Source organism: Shewanella sedimentimangrovi (genome assembly GCF_017354965.1).
In the GTDB taxonomy this organism is placed as follows: Bacteria; Pseudomonadota; Gammaproteobacteria; order Enterobacterales; family Shewanellaceae; genus Shewanella; species Shewanella cyperi.
Genome location: NZ_CP071502.1, coordinates 2,303,343 through 2,322,753 on the forward strand (window position 1 = coordinate 2,303,343; position 19,411 = coordinate 2,322,753).

The window sequence follows — 19,411 nt, forward strand, 5'->3', positions numbered from 1 at the left end:
GACCAAGGCCCGTCAACCCTTCTCGAGTAACAGAAGATAACTGCGACATATAAATGAAATAAGACTTATCCCGGGGCTCAGGCGCGGTCGATTTCACGTTTGAGCTGCCAGTCATCTTCGGTCACCACTTTCTCCAGCACCTCGATCCGTGCCTTGAGTTTGTCTATCTCTTCTTGCATTACCAACATTTCCTGCTGATGTTGCTGACTGGCCAACTGCTGCCGCTCACGAATTTTCATCATGGCGACCAGATAGCCGCCGACAATGGCGACTATGGGGATAAGCAATGCGAGTGTCCCTGCATTCATTGGATGAGCTCCTTTATTTAGGTATGCCCATTATGTAAAGAACTCGAGCTTTTCACCAGCAACAAATGTCAGCGGAAATGTCCGCTCGGGTGACTGTCACACACTGCATTAGAGTTTTAACGCAAACGACGCCGAACTGTCATTTTCTTGCCCTAGACTCGGCTGCACCTGACGGGTGTCAGGGTTTTACCCTATATCATTCAATAATATAAAAAGGTTTTACCATGATGAACAAACTCCTTCTTGCTGCTGCAGTGAGCGCTGTGCTGCTGTCCGGCCAGGCCAATGCCTTCAGTCAAATCACCCATAAACGCATAGTGATAGACGCGGTCAACTATATGAAAAACCATCCGGACAGCACCAACTACAACAAGCTGCAGGCCATGGCCGCAGCGGCGGGGATCAGCATTGATGAGTTGGCCGAACGCTTGGGCCAGGCCGCCTATGATGTGGACGATTTTGAAGACACATTTATCTGCGGTGCTGTAACCGGCGACTGTGTGCAAGCACCCGTATGGGGCTCGGCAGAAAGCATAGTCAAGTACACCTCCTACTGGCATTTCCAGAACCATACCCAAGGCAGCGATGCCCACGGCAACGACTTTGGCGGTTATAACTACGCCAAGCTGACGGTGTGGGGCACGGTAGATACCATGGCCGCCACTTGGCTCAAGGGCGATCACCTGGACGATGGCGCCGGCGGACAGACCGGCTGGTTCGGGGCCGAGGACAGTGAATACAACAGCTACGGTGTAACCGAGGCCCACTACCGCCAGGGCAGCAGCTCCAGTTACGGCATGTATAAAGACTTCGAGACCATGCCCTTCCAGCCCATAGATAACCTGGGGCAATATTGGTACCAACAGTTCTGGGTCCAACCCACTGTGCAGTCGCTTGGTTTTGTCTTTCACACCACGGATCTGCTGCAGCCTCACCATGTCTGGACCACTTCGGATCTGAATCACTCCAGTTGGGAGTCCTGGGTGCGTGACTATTACGATGCCGAGCAGCTCAACGACACCAATCTGGTGACCGCTGCGCTGGCGGACTTCAGCCCGCTGGATCCCTCCAGCTCCGAGATCCGTGGCCTGCTCACCCAGGGCGGAACCCTGGCTTATGCCGCTGGCGGTCAGGTGCTTTACAGCGAAGATCACGCCATGCGCCGTGATGTGGGCCGTCAGGTGATCCCCCACGCCATTGCCATGGTGGTTCGGCTGCTGAACCATGCCGGCAACAGGGTTGCACCATGAACCCTGGCCGGTACGCTATAGCCCTGCTGTCGTTGCTGCCCCTGTGGGCAGCGATGGCCGCAGGGCCTGACATGAACGCCGACAGGACTGCTTTAACCGCGCAAGCCGATACCCCGGGACTGAGCCCAAGTCTTGGCGAGAGTCTGTACCGCCTGGGTGATGGCAGCATAAGTCGCGAGGCATTCGATGCCATGCTGCTGGAGCAATGGCGTCTGACCCGTTACCACGACCGGGACATGACGGAGAACCTGTGGCAACAGGGCCGCACCGGCTATGACATGGATTACCTGCTGCGGGCCAATCTGTCGCTCACTCTGGAGCAATTGTTTCCCCAATTGCAGCAACTGCCGCTAAAGGTGGCAGCCAGTCGGGTCCAGGCCTCCCGCGATAGTCCCTGGATCGCTGTTCCGGACAAGGCGGAGCTACAGGCGCTGTTAAAAGATCCTAATCCCCTGGGTTATGAGCTTTCCGCCGCGCAGCAGCAAGCCCTCGGCGAACGGATAGCCATAGACCTGGGCGCGGGTGAGCATATATCCCTGGCGCAGATCTTCAACGAGCAATCTGTGCAGGGCAGGCAAAAACTGTTGCAAGCGGATGTGGCTTACTGGCAGCAATTGATAGCCCGCCGCGCCATGCAGGAGCGACAGACGCAGTGGCTGCTTGCCAATGGCATGCTGAGCGGAGCAGAACTCGACATTCTGCGCTACCTTACCCGCGCCAGACTGCTCTACCCCAAATTGCTGGCGCATTTTGGCGTCGGTGCCGATCAACATGGCGACACCCCGGCGTTGCAGGCATTGGCGGCTGAGGTGACAGGGGACGAGATTCGTGCCTTCTACCGCCAATACCCACAAAGGTTTCTGCGGTTAACACAGGCCGAGGCCGAGGTCTGGTGCTACGGGGCTCAGTCAGAAGCCGGGCGGGCAAGACGCAAAAACGCGGCCGTACGCAATCGGGAGCAGGCCCCCACCCGTGTCAGGCTTGCAGATGACGCAACAAGGTTGGTGGAATTGCCCTGCCGGAAAGGCAATGACAACAACGCTGGCGTTGATGGCATCTGGCTCAGAAGTCTCGCGGCGGCCTTACCGGCGCGAAGCTTGAGCCAGCCGGTGCGCAGTCCCGAGGGACTGTGGCTGCTGCTGCAAACCGGCGACAAGGCCTATGATCTGTACCCGGAAGACAGCGAGACCACGGCCTTCATTGCCCGCAACGCGCTGGCAGCAGACAAGGCCTGGCAAAAATGGCAGGCATTGCGAATACAGCTGGGTCTGCCTCCTGCCCAACGTGCGGCGGATGTCCATGATGCTCAAGCTCAAGCTCAAGCTCAAGCTCAAGCTCAAGCTCAAGCTCAAGCCAATGCTAAAGCGAAAGCGAAAGCGAAAGCCAAGGGATAAGGAGAAACGCACATGAAACCCAGATCCGCTTTTGCCCTGAAGCCCCATACGTCCTTGGTGTTGGTGTCTCTGGTCTTGGCCTCGCTGGTGTTGGTCACGGCCTGGCTGCTGGCAAGCGACCATGCCCCACCGCAGGCCGCCGGGCACAGCCCGGCCAAGGACACGGCGGTCGAGAAAGTGGCGGTCAAGAACGTGGCAGTCGAGAAAGTGGCGGTCAAGGATGTGCCGCTATCAACCGGCGCTGCATATCCGCCAACAGTTGCCATACAGGCAGTCACGAGCGATGAGTCCGCTGCCACTGACGACAAAGTCCAGCAACAGGAGCTTGACCAAGAGGCACTGCCCCAGGTCAGTGAGCTGGATGCCATCAGTCTGCGCGGCGCCCTGATTGGCGGCGATCCCCGCGCCCCCAGGATTGGTAAGCACCTTGAACCTCAGCTGCCAACGGCCGACGATCTGGCCAGCCCCGCCGCCTATCAAGCCTATAGCGGGCGCAGCCGAACCGAACTCCTGCAAAGCTTTGCCACCGCGGTGCCCGCCAAGGTGAGCATGCTTGAGGCCGCCATAGCCCGGGCCGAGGACGAAGGTCTGCCGCAGGCCGACATTGCCTTTGCACGCGCCAAAATCGCTGCCCTGCTGGCCATGCAGCAGCAGACCCAGACAGAAGCCGAACTCTTGCAACAACAAAACGCCGGCCAATAATGGCCGGCGCTGTTTAATCTTTCACTCTTCCCAGGCTTACATATAGGCCTTGTGAAACGCATCCCTGGAATCCCTGATATAGGCCCGGGCGCGGACGGCATGTTGTTCCCACAGTTTGCGATCTTCTCCTTCGCTGAAGGGGTTGGCTTCGGGCGCCACGGAGCGTTCGAAGCGATCGTAGAATGAAAGCACCTGGGCGGTGATCTGGTTGAAACGCTCCTTATACCCCTGGGTCGTTTCTATGTAGCCCGAGGTTCGCAGCAGGTATTGCACCAGATCCGTCTGGCGCCTGGCATCAGCCAGGGCGTTGGCCCGCCTGGCAATATTGTCTTGGGCCTTTTGCTGAATGGCGGCGCGGCTGGCGTCGTCCTTGCTCATCAGGGCACTGCGGTTTTCCTGATTACGCCCCAAATCGGCATATTGCATGGTGTCGCCCATAAAGCGTTCCAGATCTTTGCGAAAGCTGTCGATGTTTTTCAGGATCTGGCTCAAATCGTTATCCAACGCCGTGGTCTGCCCCAGCTCCCGCTCCAGCTCGGTCATGAATTTCTCGGCCCGTTCATAGATGGCCAGACCGTTTTCACGGGCAAATTTCTTGTCGCTGCGACTGAGATCCGAATTATCTATGTTGGACTTGTCAAAGGTCGCCGCCAGGAAGGATTTAAACGGCTCGGCAAACACCGCATAGGTGCCGGCACTGACCAGCTTGAGCGTGGCGCCAACCAGATCGCCGAAGGGCTTTATCATGGAATTGAGCCTGGCTTCCTGCAGCGGTGTGGCCACCCGCTTGGTGTCGTTCAAAATGCCCTTGAAGGTTTTGTACACCAGGGGATTGGCCATCTTGTTACGCTCGGAAGTGGCCAGCACAAAGGTGATGGAGGAATAGATACCGTTGGCGTATTCCAAATACTGGCGCTGGCTCTCAAGCTGGCCGGCAAAACTGCGGGCCATGGTAGCAATGGAATCCGACTGCAGCTTGTAATCCTGATCTTCCTTGATTTTCTCCAGCAGACCACCAATGATGCGGCGCTCGTTTTTGGCCAGTGCGGCATTGAGCTGAATTTTATCTATGCGGATATCATCGAGGCTGACGCCGCCATTCTGGGTTTCAATATCCAGGCGCAAAAAGCGCTGGCCGGCTTCATCTATGGCTATGCGCTGGGCCTGATAGCTGTCATCGCCCTCGCCTTCAAGCACGGCCACCGGAGTCCAGATGCTGTTGAGTCCACCGGTTTCGGCGCTGTACAGGCTGAGCTTAAAACGGCTGTGGACACTGTCGGGCTTCAGCCACAGCTCCAGCATCCCCAGTTCTGCCACTCCCTGACTGCTGATAAGCACGGCAGTGCCGGGACCACAATGCAGCGCGCCTTCCCCTGTGTGGGGCACAGAGTTTTGACGCTCACAGCCATAGACAAAGGACCACTCACTGCCGGTGCCCAGTTCAAAGTCACTGCTGAATTGAATGTCATTGCCGGCGACAGCCATGGCCGACTGGCATAGGGTGATGGCGGGCAGCATCAAGGCTGCGACTTTGGCAAACATGGCAGAACGCCTCCGGACGGATTTGGGGCAGCGAACGGCCGCTACCCGCGGTGGCGCAAATCTAGCAAATTCCATTTAAAAACAAAATGGGCTGCCGGCGTTGCCAGAACTTATTTTTGCTTTGTCTACGGGGCTGAAAATAACCATGAAAAAAGGCGCTGATGCGCCTTTTATTAATAGAGTGCTCGCAGTTCAAGCGGCAACAGTGTGACGTTTGACTCTGATTTCGTGCAGGCGATTGTGCATGACTTTGATGGTATCAAACTGCTGCAAACTCTTGGCATCACTTAAGCAGCATTCGCTTGAAAGCATCATAACCAGCGCGGCCTGCAGAGTATTTTCCACCACCAGCACCAGATATTTTTCCCGGTTGCATTTAAGCTCAAATACCTTGCCCACTTCAGCATAAACACAAACATCACTGGTATCAAAAAACCAGGACTTGGGCATCTGAGGCTTGAGCATAAAGTGCGCTGCGGTGGCATTAAGGGCTATTTGCACCAGGGCTGCATCGGTTAATTTTAAATTCTTTTGCAGACGATCGAGCAGCTCAATATAGAACCTGGCGTGCTCGACGCTAAATTCGTGCTCGTGCAATGCATCCGGAATTAAGGATTTGGCTTTGTAAGGGGTCAGAAATTCCATTTCTGCGCCTAACGAAACGCTTAATACACCGTAAGCATCGTTATATGTCCATTGCCAATCCCTGTTTGGCATTAATAACATAACGTCTACCCATAATGAGATAATTAGATTAACAGGCCGATAATAGTTGATATTTTACTCAATATCAAAATCTTTTTAATAGAATTTAATCCAGTTAACAAGACGTTATGCAGATCTAAAAGATCATATTCAGATCTATTTTAGATCGTTTCGGATCTGGAAAATAAAAAGGATCACCTCAGCGATCCTTTGTCTGTTAATTGATCTGTTTTTATATTTATTTGCCGGAATAAGCAGCAATAATATCTTTAATTAATTCCGGCCCCTGATAAATAAAACCGGAATAGATCTGTACCAGGGTGGCACCGGCATCAAATTTGGCCAGCGCATCCGTGGCCGAGCAGATCCCGCCTACACCTATGATCGGAATTTCGCCCTTGAGTTCAGCGGCAAGCTTGCGGATCACCTGGGTCGACAACTCGGTCAGCGGCTTACCGGACAGGCCACCGCTCTCATTGGCGTGTTCCAAGCCAGACACACCATCACGACTCAGGGTGGTGTTGGTAGCGATGGCCGCATCAAAGCGGTTTTTAAGCAGCGAACGGCCGATGTCGGCTATCTCATCATCACTTAAGTCCGGCGCTATCTTCAGTGCCAGCGGCACGTACTTACCATGTTTGTCGGCCAGCTCCTGCTGTTTTGCCTTGAGCGAGGCCAACAGATCGTCGAGCAGCTCACCGTATTGCAGGGTTCGCAGGCCCGGGGTATTGGGGGAAGAGATATTGACCGTAATATAAGAGGCGTAGGGATAGACCTTGTCCATACAGATCAAATAGTCATTCTTGCCCTCTTCCACCGGCGTATCTTTATTCTTGCCAATGTTTACCCCAACCAGAATATCGCTTTTTCTGGCCTTGAGATTGGCCACCAGGTTATCGACACCCTTGTTGTTGAAACCCATGCGGTTGATGATGCCCTTGGCTGCCTTAAGGCGGAACAGGCGGGGCTTGTCATTGCCCGGCTGGGGTCTTGGGGTCACAGTGCCCACTTCCACATGACCAAAACCCATGGCATGAAACGCATCTATGGATTCACCGTCCTTGTCCAGACCGGCTGCAAGGCCCACGGGATTGGGGAACGTCAGTCCCATGCAGGAGACGGGTTTGCTCGGCAATTGCTGGCTGTAGATACAGCTCAAGGGCGTATTGGCGCTGCGCTTGAGGCCGTCAATGGCCAGATGGTGGGCTCGCTCAGCGTCCATTTGGAACATGATCTTCTGTGCGATTTTATAAAACATTGGGTCTCCTGGACTCTTTTCTGTTATGGGCTTTTCACAGTTCCTGGCGCACCAGGCGGGTACGGCGCCAAGTTTACACCAGGCTTGGGCCGACGTCTTGGTCAAAAAAAGCCCCGGCAATTGCCGGGGCTGGTATTTTTGACCTGGATCTTACTGGTGACCTTCGCAGTGCAGGATCATCAGGTTCAGTTCACGCAGGGCAACTGAGAACTTCGCAAACTCATGGCTTTGCGATGTCTTGAAGTCGGCCAGCATGTGGAACCAACGCTCCAGCAATGAGCGATTGGTGTCGATCCACTGAGTGATGATGGTATCGGCATCACAGGTTTCGCTGCAGGTGCGCAGTACCACAGAGCTCAGAGCACGTTGCTGCCAATCCAGCTCTTCGCGGAAGGCGGCACGGGCCAGCGCTTGCCAATGGTTGCCCACAGGCTGGGCGCTGATCTGCTCCAGGAACCAGTGCAGTTCAACCTTGGCACCCAGCTTGAAGTAAGCCTCGGCCACCAGGGCCACAGGCTTGCTTTCATTTTGGGCAATCTGGGCTATGTCCAGAGCCGAGAACAGGGTGCTCATGTAAGCCACCAGGCGAGCCACGGACTCAGGTACCTGTTCCTTGATCAGTGCATCGGTTTCGGCCTGAATACCAACCACTTCTTCTTCCACCATGTAGTTGTGAACGTCGGCACGCAGCTCGTCGAACACTGGCTTGAAGAAGGCCACGGTTTGTTGGATGTTCATGGTGCGGTTGCGATGACGCAGGAACCAGCGGCAGGCACGACGCATGTTGCGACGCAGCTGATGCAGCATTTCCAGTTGCACCACGGCTGGCACTATACCGTTGAGATCGGTGATCGCCTTGGTCAAGTCAGCCAGACCAAAGACCTCGCGAGCCATGGTATAGCAGATGGCCGCTTCGGCCACACTGGCGCCGGTCTCATCCTGCATGCGTTGCACAAAGTTCAGACCCATGTCGTTCACCAGCTCGTTGGCCAGTGAAGTGGCAATGATCTCGCCGCGCAGCGGGTGGCTGGTCATCTTGTCGGCAAACTGCTCCTGCAACTTCTTGGGGAAGTAGGAGATCAGCATCTTGGACAGGAATTCATCCTCGGTGATCTCAGCGGTAACCAGCTGCTCTTTCAGCACCATCTTGGCGTAAGCCACCAGCACAGACAGCTCGGGACGGGTCAGCGGACGGCCATTGGCCAGGCGCTCGGCCAGTTCGTCGTCGTTTGGCAGGAATTCCAGTGCACGGTCCAGCTTGCCTTCCTTCTCCAGGTAATGGATGAAGCGGATCTGTTCCTTGAGCTGCTCGGCACCACGCACCTGGGTCACGGAGATGGTACGGGTTTGATCCTTACAGTCCTGCAGTACTATGTCGCTGACTTCGTCGGTCATCTCTTCCAGCAGACGGTTACGCTGCTTTAGGGTCATCTCGCCTTCGGCCACCATGGCGTTCAGCAGGATCTTGATGTTCACTTCGTTGTCGGAACAGTCCACACCACCCACGTTGTCAACGAAGTCAGTGTTCATGCGGCCGCCGTTCATGGCGTATTCGATACGGCCCAGCTGGGTACAACCCAGGTTACCGCCCTCACCGATGATCTTGGCACGTACGTCGCGGCCGTTAACACGCAGACCGTCGTTGGCGCGATCGCCCACTTCGGCGTTGGTTTCACGGGAAGACTTAACGTAGGTACCGATACCACCGTTCCAGATCAGGTCCACTTCCATTTTCAGCAGCTCTTTGAGCAGCTCGGTTGGGTTCATGGAAGCCTTGTCCGTGCCCAGCATTTGCTTCATCTCTGGGCTCAGGGTGATGGACTTGGCGCTGCGCAGGAAGATACCTCCGCCCTTGGAGATCAGCTCGCGGTTGTAGTCGTCCCAGCTGGAGCGTGGCAGGTTGAACAGACGCTCACGTTCCTTGAAGGTGGCGGCCGCATCCGGATTTGGGTCGATAAAGATGTGCATGTGGTTGAACGCCGCCACCAGACAGGTGTGCTCGGACAACAGCATGCCGTTACCGAATACGTCACCGGCCATGTCACCTATACCCAGACAGGTGAAATCCGTGGTTTGGCAATCGATACCGATTTCGCGGAAGTGACGCTTAACGGATTCCCAACCACCTTTGGCTGTGATACCCATCTTCTTGTGATCGTAACCGTTTGAACCACCTGACGCGAAGGCGTCACCCAGCCAATGGTTGTATTCGATGGAGATGGCGTTGGCGATATCCGAGAAGGTCGCAGTACCCTTGTCGGCAGCCACCACCAGGTATGGATCGTCTTCGTCATGACGCACCACATCGGCAGGCGGCACAATGGCGCCGTTGATGATGTTGTCCGTGATATCCAGCAGACCACGGATAAAGATGCGGTAGCATTCCTGACCTTCGGTGAACACGGCTTCACGGCTGGCATCGACCGGCATTTGTTTGCAGACGAAACCACCCTTGGCGCCTACTGGCACGATAACCGTGTTCTTCACGTTTTGGGCTTTCACCAGACCCAGTACCTCGGTACGGAAGTCTTCGCGACGATCTGACCAGCGCAGACCACCACGGGCCACCTTACCACCGCGCAGATGCACACCCTCAACCCTTGGGCTGTAGACGAAGATTTCAAACTTCGGCAGCGGCTTTGGCATCTCGGGGATCAGGCTGGGGATGTACTTGAAGGAGATGTAATCCTTCAACTCGCCGTCGGCCTTGGTCTGGTAGAAGTTGGTACGCACTGTGGCCTTGATCAGATCCAGGTAACGGCGAATGATGCGGTCGTCGTCCAGGCTGGCCACTTCTTCCAGGCGCAGGTTCAACTGCTCCAGGAACTTGTCCAGGGTGCGGGTCTTCAGCTTGGGATTGAACTTACGGATGAACATCTTCACCAGCAGATCGGCAATCTGCGGATAGCGGGCGAAGGTTTGCTCAATGTAGGCCTGGCTGAAGGTGGCGTCGATTTGACGCATGTACTTGGCATAGGCACGCAGGATGGACACTTCACGACCGCTCAGGCCGGTGGCCAGCACGATACGGTTGAAGCCGTCGTCTTCCAGTTGCTTGTTCCACACCTGGGCCAGAGCACTTTGGAATCTGTCCTGACTGTCGGCCAGGTTTTCGGTGCTGCCACCTGTCACCATCATCAGGAAGTCGAGGATCCAGAAAGTGGCACCATCGGGGGTCTTGACCTCATAGGGGCGCTCGTTGATGACGCGCAGGCCGAAGTTTTCCAGCATGGGCAATACATCGGACAGATGGATAGGCTCGTCCTTGTGGAACAGCTTCAGGCGCACCTTGTTGCTGTTCAGCGCGGCTTCCTGTGGCTGGTAGAACAACATGCCGAGCTTGTGCTCTTCGTTGAGTGACTCCAGCTGCTGAATATCCACCACGGCGGCACTTGGCAACACGTCTTCTTTGTAAGAACGGGGGAACGCGGTCAGGTAGCGCTTGGACAGGTGATTGCCTGCCTCCTCACCCTGGCTGTGGTTAAGCGCGCTGTAAAGTTTGTCTTCCCAGCTGCGGGCGGCTTCAATCAGGTTGTTTTCAATGGCGGCCACGTCTACTTCCATATTGTTATTATCGACTTTGACTATGTAGTGGGTTCTGGCCAGGCTGGATTCAGAGAAATAAGTAGTGAATTCCACTTCGTCCTGGCTGTTGAAATGTTTGGCCAGAATGCGTTGGGTATCCTGACGCAGCTTGGTGTTGTATCTGTCTTTGGAGACGTAGACCAGGCATGACAGGAAACGGCCGAAACCGTCTTTGCGCACGAACAGCTTGAGCTTGTCCCTGTCCTGCATTTCCAGCACGCCGTGGGCCACATGGGCCAACTCTTCAACACTGCCCTGGATTAGCTCATCCCGTGGCAGGTTTTCAAGAATGTTCACCAGTGCCTTGTAGTCGTGTGAACGGGGCACCAGACCCGAGTTGTCCAGCACACGCTGCACCTTCTCGGCCAGCAGCGGGATTTCCCTTGGGCTGCGGTTATAAACGTTGGAAGCGTACAGGCCGATGAATCTGTCTTCACCCACCACGTTGCCTTGCTTGTCAAAACGCTTGATGCCGATGTAATCGACATAGGCAGGTCTGTGTACCCGGCTCTTGCTGCTGCTCTTGGTCAGGATCAGCATGGACTCGTCCAGTGCTTCCTTACGGGCACTGTCTGACAGGGTAGAAAGTTTGAGCGCTTTATCGCTGTGGACCTTGCCTGGCTTGTTCATCAGGCCAAGACCCGTTTCCAGGTTCGGCACCAACTCCATATCACCTTCGATGCGCTTAAGGTCATACTGGCGATAGCCCAGCAGGGTGAAATGATGGTTATTCAGGTAAGTCAGGAAGGCAATGGCTTCTTCCATATCCTGTTTGCTGCCGGGGAAAGGACGGCTTGGTAGTTCCTTGATGGTCTCGGCCAACTTGTCTGACATGGCTTGCCAGTCGTTCACCGACGCAGCCACATCACCCATGACCGACTGCATTTCTTTCAGCAGCACCTTGAGATCGGCCTCACTGCTTTGACGGTCGATTTCAATCAAAAATACCGCGACCTTATCGCTGTCGGCGGGACTGTTGTTCACATGACTAACTGCGGTCACATCGTTACCGCTGCGGCAGATGGCCAGAGGTGTGTGCAGCATCATATGGGCAGTCACACCCATGCGGTTCAGGGCCATACTCAGGGAATCCACCAGGAAAGGCATGTCTGGCTGGATAACTTCGATGATGGTATGGGCGGATTGCCAGCCGTGCTTGGACTGGCTCGGGTTGAATACCCGGATATGAGTGTCACCGACTGGGGTCTTGTTGAGGGCGTTCCACAGACTCAGAACGGCACCATAGAGGTCGCTGTCGTTACGAGCCTGCAGGTCGTCTTTCGACATGTGGGCGTAAAGGCAGGTGGCGAACTGTTCAACTTGCTTTGCTTGTGAATTAGGGACTTTGGAGTGAATCAAACTGACTACATTTTCAAGTAGTACTGAAGGCATTGCATCTTTCAAGGCCATGTTGCTGTTTCCTTAAGCGTCTATGGCAGCGCTTTTTCATTTTATGGATGCTTCGACGTATGACCCAGGGCGAAAATAGGCATGTGACCAAGGTCATGGCGCGCAGTTTATTACTAAACTTGGCTATTTTCGAGGAAAATTTTAGTGGTAGATCCTGTGCAAAGCCAGCCGCGACGGGCATTTGTTAGCTATTCGTGAACAAACAATCAATCGAGCAGAGTAACTATTCATGGCAGATTTAAAAACAATCGGGGAGCCATGCTCCCCGATCCCGTTAATTACCTGCGTTTGGGCCAAAACACCGACGTCAGCGCCGGCAAAATAATTATCGCTCCAAGCATATTTACCAGGAACATAAAGGTCAGCAATATGCCCATGTCCATCTGGAATTTCAGTGCCGAGAAAAACCAGGTGCTGACTCCTATGGCCAGGGTCAACCCGGTGAAGATCACCGCACTGCCCCGTTCTTCGAGCGCTTCAAGATAAGCCTGTTGTACCGCCATGCCCTGGCGCAGCTTTTGAGCCATGGTGGAGAGGATATAGATACCGTAATCCACACCTATACCCACCCCGAGGGCAATCACAGGCAAGGTACTGACCGCAAGACCAATATTGAGCTTGGTCATCAGGGCTTGGGCCAGGGTCGACACCACGTACAGTGGCAGGATCACCGCTATGGTTGCCCGCAGGGAGCGGAAGCTCAGCAAACACAGCAGGAACACGGCGCCATAGACATAGAGCATCATGGGCAGCTGGGCCTCGGATACGGCTTCGTTGGTGGCGGCCATTACGCCCACGGGGCCGGATGCCAGCTTGAACTGAATTTTGTCATTGTCCAGAACCGCAGCAATCTTCTTAACTTTGTCCACCACCACTTCGATGGTTTCCGCCTTGTGATCTGTGAGGAACAGATACACAGGCATCACAGAGCAGTCGCCGTTGAGCAATCCGGAACTGGTTGGGATCTGGCCAATGGCCTGGACCAGACTGGCGGTATTGCGCGGCAACACCTGCCACTTGGGATTACCTTCGTTAAAACCGGCGTTAACCTTACGGGCAACGGACGCCAGGCTGGCAGTTGACTCAACGCCCGGGGTATTGGCCATTTGCCATTCAAAATCACCGATGCGGGTCAGGACCTCGTTATAGGTACAGGCTTCCGGGAACCCCTCCACTATCACTGTCATCACGTCCGTGGTGATGGAGAAGTGATCTGTAATAAAGAAGGTGTCCTGGTTGTAACGCGAGTCCTGATGCAGCGCCGGTGCCCCGCCCTGCAAATCACCAATCTTCATGTTGTTGGCATACTGCAGGCCAAAAGCGTAGAGGGCCGCACTCAGGGCCAGGATCACCAAGGCAAATTTGGGGTTGGCGAATCGGGCCAGGAATTGCCAAATTTTCTCGGCGCTGCTCTTACCCAGAGCTTCCCCCTTGACCTTGAGATCAAAGAAGGAAATCACCACGGGCAACAGGATAAGGTTGGTCAGGATAATCACGGCCACACCCAAAGAAGCGGAAATGGCCAGTTCACGAATAATGCCGATATCAATGGCCAGCAGGGTCATAAAGCCAACTGTGTCGGACAACAGGGCGATACCACCGGGTACCAGCAGGCTGCGGAACGCCGACGCCGCTGCGGCCTTGCTGGTCTGGCCGTCGATAACCCGGCGACGCACGGCGTTAATCATCTGTACCCCGTGACTGACACCTATGGCAAACACCAAAAACGGCACCAAAATCGACATGGGATCCAGACCAAAACCTATAACGGTTAACAGTCCCAACTGCCACACCACGGCAATCAAACTGCACACCAGTGGCAACAGGGTCAACATGATGGAGCGGGAGAAGAGATACACCATAACCGCCGTCACCAGGATGGCGATAAGGAAGAACAGCACTACGCCCTTGGCACCTTCGGCCACATCGCCGGCCATCTTGGCAAAGCCTATGATGTGGACCTTGATCTGATCCGTTTCAAACTTGCCCCTGAGTTCGGTTTCCAACTGCTTGGCAAAGGCAATGGTATCCAGCGGCGCGCCGGTTTGCGGGTCAAAGTCCATCAGCTGGGCCGAGACCATGGCGGCACTGTAATCCTCGGCGATGAGGCGCCCGACTATGCCGGCCTTCTCTATGTTGTCCCGGACAACCTCCAATCCCTGAGCATCATTGACATAGTCGGCCGGGATCACCGGACCGCCGGCAAAGCCGTCCTCCACCACTTCGGTAAAGCGGGTCGAGGGTGAAAACAGCGATTTTACGTTGGCGCGTTCAACTCCGGGGATAAAAAACAACTGATCATGAATGTTCTTCAGCGCGTCAAAAAACACCGGATTAAATATATTGCCGCCGGTGTCTTCCACCGCCACCATGATGCTGTTGGCACCACCAAAATCCTTCTGGTGCTTGAGATAGGTTTGCATGTAACTGTGGGCCAGCGGGATATTCTTCACGAATGCCGCATCCATCTTCAGTTGTCCGGCCCGGATCCCAAGGAAAAGCGTCGCCAACACAAACAGGGCTATCACATAGCCCCGGCGGCGGAACAAAAAGGATTCAAATCCGTTGACCATTTTTTCTAACATCTATTCGGCCCTGTTTTTCTTTATGTTTTTCTTTATGTTTATAAGTATCGGGATTATTTCTTGGCAATATCATCAAGGGAAAACACCCCCTTGGTACCCACCATCCACACTGTACCGGCATCATCCTTGTCGATGGCAACTATGTTTTCGCCCTGGCGTCTAGCCAGCAAGGCCATGTCACCATTGGCGTCCTGGCGCAGTATCACGCCGGCGTTGCCAACCAGATACAGGCTGCCATCATCATTGGCAAGTCCGCCATTAATGGACGACTCCACCGGCAATTGCAGTTCTTGCCAGTCATCAAGGGACAGGGAAGCGCTAAATACGTGGCCGCGCAAACCAAGTACATAAACCTTGTCGCCACTGACCAAAGCCGAGAACATGGAACCATCATAGTCGAATTCGGTGCGGTTGAAGGTCATGCCATTATCGCTGGAAACAGCTACCAGGCCCAGTTCACCCACCATCAACAGACGATTGTCCGGTAAAGGAATAATGCGATTGAAATGGGGCAGCAAGGAGGCGCGCTCAATCAGGTAAGCCTCGGGATCGCTGTCCTTGAGTTCATTGAGGTAACCGACGTCCTCCTCAAACAGCAATTCCTGATGGAATTCTTCCTGCCAGCTGACACCGCCATCATGGGTGCGGAAAAACAGACCGTAGGCACCAATAGCCACGCCCTCTTGTTCTGTGCTGAAAAAAACATCGAAGAAGGGCTTTTCGCGCTTGGGATCCTGATGCTGCACCTGCCAGCTCAATCCACCATCGCGGGTATGCAATATGGTGGCATCATGGCCCACGGCCCAGCCCAGTTTATCGTTAAAAAAGAAAACTTTGGTTAATTGCGCATTCGTCGGTGCCGGAACCTGTTGCCAATCCTGTTGTTTGATAAGCACATGTCCCCTTTCACCCACGGCAATGAGATGCTTTCCGGCATGGCCGATATCCAACAACAAAGAGGCACGGGAGAGGGGCTGAAGTTGTGACAGGGGCTCGGCATGGGCCGCGGCTGTGATTAACCCGATACAGAGACAAGTGAAGAGAATGCGAAACGACATACATTACCTACTTAAGAAACAGGGGGCGCACTGCGCCCCCCATGTTGGCTGGATTAACGGATACCTTCACGGCGTAACGCATCCGGGGTGAAGTCAGAGTCTGACAACTTGGCATCGAAGTTATACATACTGCCTTCATTATCCAGGCCAATGGCCAGGTAGCGACGGGACTGCAGATCGTGGAACACTTCCAGGGTACTCCAGTGAGTCGGCACCTCGTAGTAGTTCAGACCATGGGCAAATGCGACCCGATACAACTCATCGCGGTTGTCGTACATGTCGGTTGCAGATACCTGCCAAGAGTCCTCATCAAGGAAGAATACGCGACTCTTGTAGATATGGCGCATACCGTCCTTAAGTGTGGCCTTGACTTCCCATACCCTGTGCTTTTCCCAGCGCACCAACTCGGGGTTGATATGGCCTGGAGTCAGCACCTGATCGTACTTAACCTTGTCTGAATGCAACTTATAGTCGTTGTACGGGATCAGGATTTCCTTCTTGCCCACCAGTTCCCAGTTATAGCGGCTGGGGGAACCGTTGAACATATCGTAATCGTCTGTGGTACGCAGACCGTCAGACACTGTGCCCGGGGTATCGAAGGCCACGTTGGGGGCCTTACGCACCCGGCGTTGACCTGTGTTATAGGTCCAGGCCTGACGTGGCAGCGCTTCCTGATCCAGTGTTTCCTTTACCAGCAGCGCGGTACCGGCCAGACGAGCCGGCTGGGTCACCACTTGCTTGAACAGCGCCAGGGTATTGCTCGCCTTCAGCTTGTCCGCCGTCATATCGGGACGGGAATACTCAAAGCGCAATTGCTCAGACAGTTCCACCAGGGTGTAACCACCGTCCTTTGCAGGAGCAGCCTGGTTACGCTGGGTTTCCACATCCACGCCGCGGAAGCGGAGAATATGGTTCCAGATGGCCTCCAGACCGTTCTGTGGGATGGGGAACGGAATACCTATGGCGGCATTCAAGACACCGTTACCGTCGGCTGCCAGTTCGGCATGAGTGGCGTTGACCTTGGTAGCGTCATAGACAAACTGGGGGACAGAAGCCGAACGACGGGTCTGATACACGTTCATCTTGAAGCTATCGGGATACAGCTCAAACAGCTTAACCTGACCCGGTGTCAGCAGATCCTTGTACTGGGCCATATTGGCCTTGGTCACTGTGTAGAGCACCTTGTCACCGGTAAAGGGATCGGAATGATGATCGCCCTTTTTATAACCGGCAGGCGCAGCGGTAATGCCGCCATCCCAAGCCGGGATGGAACCATCGGCATTGGCGCCCTTCTCTGCCCCCAGGGGCGTAAGGGTACTGCTGAGCTTGGCGGCATCGCTATCCGAGACCTTGGCCATAGCAACGGGACCACCCAGGGCCAGAATTACCGCTGCAGACAATATCGCAAGTTTCTTCATTGTTATTGTCCTTATATCGAATACTTGAGGTTGAACGAGACATAGTCACGATCAGCCATGGCATTGGTGGTACCCACCCCGCCAAAGAAGCTGTTATAGGAAATATCGGCTCCCCAACGGCTTTGGTAATCGAAGTTGATACCAAAGGCTACCGACTTGCGCCCCTCGGTGAAGAGGAACATGGGATCGGGTGTAATACCATCGACGTCATGGGACCAAATCAGTCTTGGCGACACGTTAACACCAAAGAACAGGTTGTTGTAATCGGCCTTGGCCACAACGCGATAACCCCAGGAGAAATCGGTGGGGAACGGATTGGTTTCCGGACCATTATGCAGCGCCTGGATGATGCCCGGCATATCGGGATTACCACCTGAGCGGGCAGTGCCCGGGCCATTGAGGCGCAGCTCATCAAAACCTGGCATATCGTGGATCCATACACCACCCACCTCGGCCAGCATGGTCAGGTTGTCTGTGCCCAGGGTTGGGCCAAACAGGTGGGTAAAGGTCATCTGAGCCTGGGTGGTATCGCGGCGGATAAAGCCTTCTGCATACTCACCAAGTCCAACATCATTGACGTAAGCACTGTACTGGGACAAACCGTCGAGGTCGGGACGCCAGCCGGCATTGGCCAGCTGTTGCGGCATGGCGGCAAACAGCAGTTCCACGTCATCAATTTGCAGCGGCTCATCCTGACGATGGGCGATTTCACCGGCCACCGAGGTGTCACCAATCAGGGTGTTGAAGCTGAAACCATAGAGCTTGATGTCTTCCGGATACACTATCTGTGCCTTGGAGAAACTCTTCAGCCCCAGGAGCATTTCCCGGTCGATATTGCCGGCATTGACACCCAGGGTGTGCATATCCAGCATCAGGGCGCCGGCACTGAAATCAGCCGTGGTACCGCTGATCAGAGGACGACGGCTGTGGTAGTTCATAAAGTACAGGCCGAACTCGGTTTCACCCAGCTCAGGGGCATAGTAGCCCAGCTTGAAACCGTATTGGCCGTCATCACTGGCCTTGGCTTCGTCTTCCACCAGGGTTACCTTGGTGGGATAAGCCAGGGCAAGGCCAATCAGGGTTTCTGTAGGAATGCTTTGGCCTGAGGCCAACATGCCACTCAGCTTGTTGTATTCCGCCAGCAGGAATTCCAGATTGATGTCAGGGTTGGCGTTGAAGCCAAGCTGGGCATTCTGATTGTAACCGCCGTAACCGGCGAAATCATTGGTGGCGAAAATAGAGCCCGGGGTCGGGATCCAGATTGGCTGCCAATCATATTGATAGAAAGCCTCAAGGCTCAGGTTTTCGGTGAGGCCCAAAGAAGCCCACACCATCCCCTGGGGACGGAAGGCTTCTTTCAGCTCGGCTCCCGGGGCATTAAGAATATTGAGATCGACAGGGTTAATCACCCCGATACCATGGGCTATCAAGGTACTTTCGCCCCATGACACCACCTGATCACCAACGCGGATGGACAGCGGGTTATTGCCATCATTCAAATCGAAGTTGGCATAGACAAAGGCGTCAAGAAGACGCACATCTTTACACTGAACTTCACGGGCCTTTTTATCGGCACAGGGGTCATATTCCATGCCGGTCAGAGGATCGCTGTAGCCGAAATCACCGTCATTGAGCTTGCGATCGTAAAACCACATGCCACGGGCAAATACGCCGTAGTTTTCATACTTCAACGACAGCTCGTGCAATCCCTTAACGATTTCCGAGGTGGTATCCCCCTTGGAATACAACAGGTTGCTCAAGTCGTTGTTGCTGGAATAAGAGCCGGGCTGGGCCCAGATCTCGGCGGAAGTGTACTTGGTGTTACCGAAGGCGGTGTAATTGGACCAGTCAAAGCGTGGGTGATTGACCTTGCCTATCTGGCCGTCCCAATCACGCTCTTCAACCCGCCAACTGGCACCGGCTGTAAAGGTTGAGTCAAATGTCCCCTTGACCGCCCCCCAATCAAACGACACGGCGCTGGCACTTGACGCCATCCCCAAACTGAGTGCCGACGCCACCCCCAAAGCAAGCGCCGACTTGTTAAAACCGTTCTTAACAACTTTCATGTTAGCTTCTCTCCGTAACCTGCTGGATTCTTTGTTATAGGAATTGCAACCAACATATGGTTAGCCTACAGGTAACACCATTGTTACAGCAATTGCTGCGGTTGAGCAAGGCGCTGATTGAGAAAATTTT

General features: G+C 54.6%; 12 protein-coding genes. 3 read left to right on the forward strand and 9 right to left on the reverse strand.

Annotated elements, in window-relative coordinates:
- Positions 1 to 77: 77 nt before the first annotated feature.
- Complete coding sequence (locus JYB85_RS09990) at positions 78 to 308, reverse strand: hypothetical protein (protein WP_207379191.1); 231 nt, start codon at positions 306 to 308, stop codon at positions 78 to 80.
- A 227-nt stretch (positions 309 to 535) separates the two neighbouring features.
- On the opposite strand from JYB85_RS09990, the gene JYB85_RS09995 reads away from it, so the two are divergent.
- From JYB85_RS09995 to JYB85_RS10005, 3 genes are read left to right on the forward strand one after another with little or no spacing between them, the layout of a single operon-like run.
- Positions 536 to 1,558 carry a phospholipase C/P1 nuclease family protein gene (locus JYB85_RS09995; RefSeq protein WP_207379192.1) on the forward strand — a complete coding sequence of 341 codons (1,023 nt, stop codon included), beginning with the start codon at positions 536 to 538 and terminating at the stop codon, positions 1,556 to 1,558.
- The gene (locus JYB85_RS10000; protein WP_207379193.1) at positions 1,555 to 2,952 is read left to right on the forward strand and encodes a hypothetical protein; all 1,398 of its coding nucleotides are present in this window, start codon (positions 1,555 to 1,557) and stop codon (positions 2,950 to 2,952) included. The genes JYB85_RS09995 and JYB85_RS10000 overlap by 4 nt, the downstream gene beginning before the upstream one ends.
- 12 nt (positions 2,953 to 2,964) lie before the next feature.
- Positions 2,965 to 3,654, forward strand: coding sequence for a hypothetical protein (locus JYB85_RS10005; RefSeq protein ID WP_207379194.1), 690 nt, complete (start codon positions 2,965 to 2,967; stop codon positions 3,652 to 3,654).
- Between the two features lie 36 nt (positions 3,655 to 3,690).
- Here JYB85_RS10005 and bdpA read toward each other — a convergent pair whose 3' ends face one another.
- From bdpA to JYB85_RS10045, 8 genes are all read right to left on the reverse strand, one after another.
- Positions 3,691 to 5,196: a BAR domain-like protein A BdpA gene (gene bdpA / locus JYB85_RS10010; RefSeq protein WP_207379195.1), complete on the reverse strand. Its 1,506-nt coding sequence runs from the start codon at positions 5,194 to 5,196 to the stop codon at positions 3,691 to 3,693.
- Between the two features lie 192 nt (positions 5,197 to 5,388).
- Entirely contained in the window at positions 5,389 to 5,922 is a 534-nt protein-coding gene (locus JYB85_RS10015; protein WP_207379196.1) for a cell division protein ZapC, read from the reverse strand.
- 217 nt (positions 5,923 to 6,139) lie between these two features.
- Positions 6,140 to 7,159: a quinone-dependent dihydroorotate dehydrogenase gene (gene pyrD / locus JYB85_RS10020; protein WP_207324002.1), complete on the reverse strand. Its 1,020-nt coding sequence runs from the start codon at positions 7,157 to 7,159 to the stop codon at positions 6,140 to 6,142.
- A gap of 150 nt (positions 7,160 to 7,309) precedes the next feature.
- Positions 7,310 to 12,154: an NAD-glutamate dehydrogenase gene (locus tag JYB85_RS10025; RefSeq protein ID WP_207379197.1), complete on the reverse strand. Its 4,845-nt coding sequence runs from the start codon at positions 12,152 to 12,154 to the stop codon at positions 7,310 to 7,312.
- A 278-nt stretch (positions 12,155 to 12,432) separates the two neighbouring features.
- Positions 12,433 to 14,739 (reverse strand): efflux RND transporter permease subunit, encoded by a 2,307-nt coding sequence (locus JYB85_RS10030; RefSeq protein ID WP_207379198.1) that lies wholly within the window; start codon positions 14,737 to 14,739, stop codon positions 12,433 to 12,435.
- A gap of 53 nt (positions 14,740 to 14,792) precedes the next feature.
- Positions 14,793 to 15,797, reverse strand: coding sequence for a YCF48-related protein (locus JYB85_RS10035; protein WP_207379199.1), 1,005 nt, complete (start codon positions 15,795 to 15,797; stop codon positions 14,793 to 14,795).
- Positions 15,798 to 15,850: 53 nt separating this feature from the next.
- The gene (locus tag JYB85_RS10040; protein ID WP_207379200.1) at positions 15,851 to 17,215 is read right to left on the reverse strand and encodes a DUF1329 domain-containing protein; all 1,365 of its coding nucleotides are present in this window, start codon (positions 17,213 to 17,215) and stop codon (positions 15,851 to 15,853) included.
- Positions 17,216 to 17,226: 11 nt separating this feature from the next.
- On the reverse strand, positions 17,227 to 19,281 hold the full coding sequence (locus JYB85_RS10045; protein WP_207379201.1) for a DUF1302 domain-containing protein: 2,055 nt from the start codon (positions 19,279 to 19,281) through the stop codon (positions 17,227 to 17,229).
- Positions 19,282 to 19,411 lie beyond the last annotated feature (130 nt).

Coding starts and splice junctions, on each gene's coding strand:
- JYB85_RS10025 (WP_207379197.1), bottom strand. CDS start 12,154: ATGGCCTTGAAAGATGCAATGCCTTCAGTACTACTTGAAAATGTAGTC.
- bdpA (WP_207379195.1), bottom strand. CDS start 5,196: ATGTTTGCCAAAGTCGCAGCCTTGATGCTGCCCGCCATCACCCTATGC.
- JYB85_RS10005 (WP_207379194.1), top strand. CDS start 2,965: ATGAAACCCAGATCCGCTTTTGCCCTGAAGCCCCATACGTCCTTGGTG.
- JYB85_RS10045 (WP_207379201.1), bottom strand. CDS start 19,281: ATGAAAGTTGTTAAGAACGGTTTTAACAAGTCGGCGCTTGCTTTGGGG.
- JYB85_RS10015 (WP_207379196.1), bottom strand. CDS start 5,922: ATGTTATTAATGCCAAACAGGGATTGGCAATGGACATATAACGATGCT.
- JYB85_RS10040 (WP_207379200.1), bottom strand. CDS start 17,215: ATGAAGAAACTTGCGATATTGTCTGCAGCGGTAATTCTGGCCCTGGGT.
- JYB85_RS09990 (WP_207379191.1), bottom strand. CDS start 308: ATGAATGCAGGGACACTCGCATTGCTTATCCCCATAGTCGCCATTGTC.
- JYB85_RS10000 (WP_207379193.1), top strand. CDS start 1,555: ATGAACCCTGGCCGGTACGCTATAGCCCTGCTGTCGTTGCTGCCCCTG.
- pyrD (WP_207324002.1), bottom strand. CDS start 7,159: ATGTTTTATAAAATCGCACAGAAGATCATGTTCCAAATGGACGCTGAG.
- JYB85_RS09995 (WP_207379192.1), top strand. CDS start 536: ATGAACAAACTCCTTCTTGCTGCTGCAGTGAGCGCTGTGCTGCTGTCC.
- JYB85_RS10035 (WP_207379199.1), bottom strand. CDS start 15,797: ATGTCGTTTCGCATTCTCTTCACTTGTCTCTGTATCGGGTTAATCACA.
- JYB85_RS10030 (WP_207379198.1), bottom strand. CDS start 14,739: ATGTTAGAAAAAATGGTCAACGGATTTGAATCCTTTTTGTTCCGCCGC.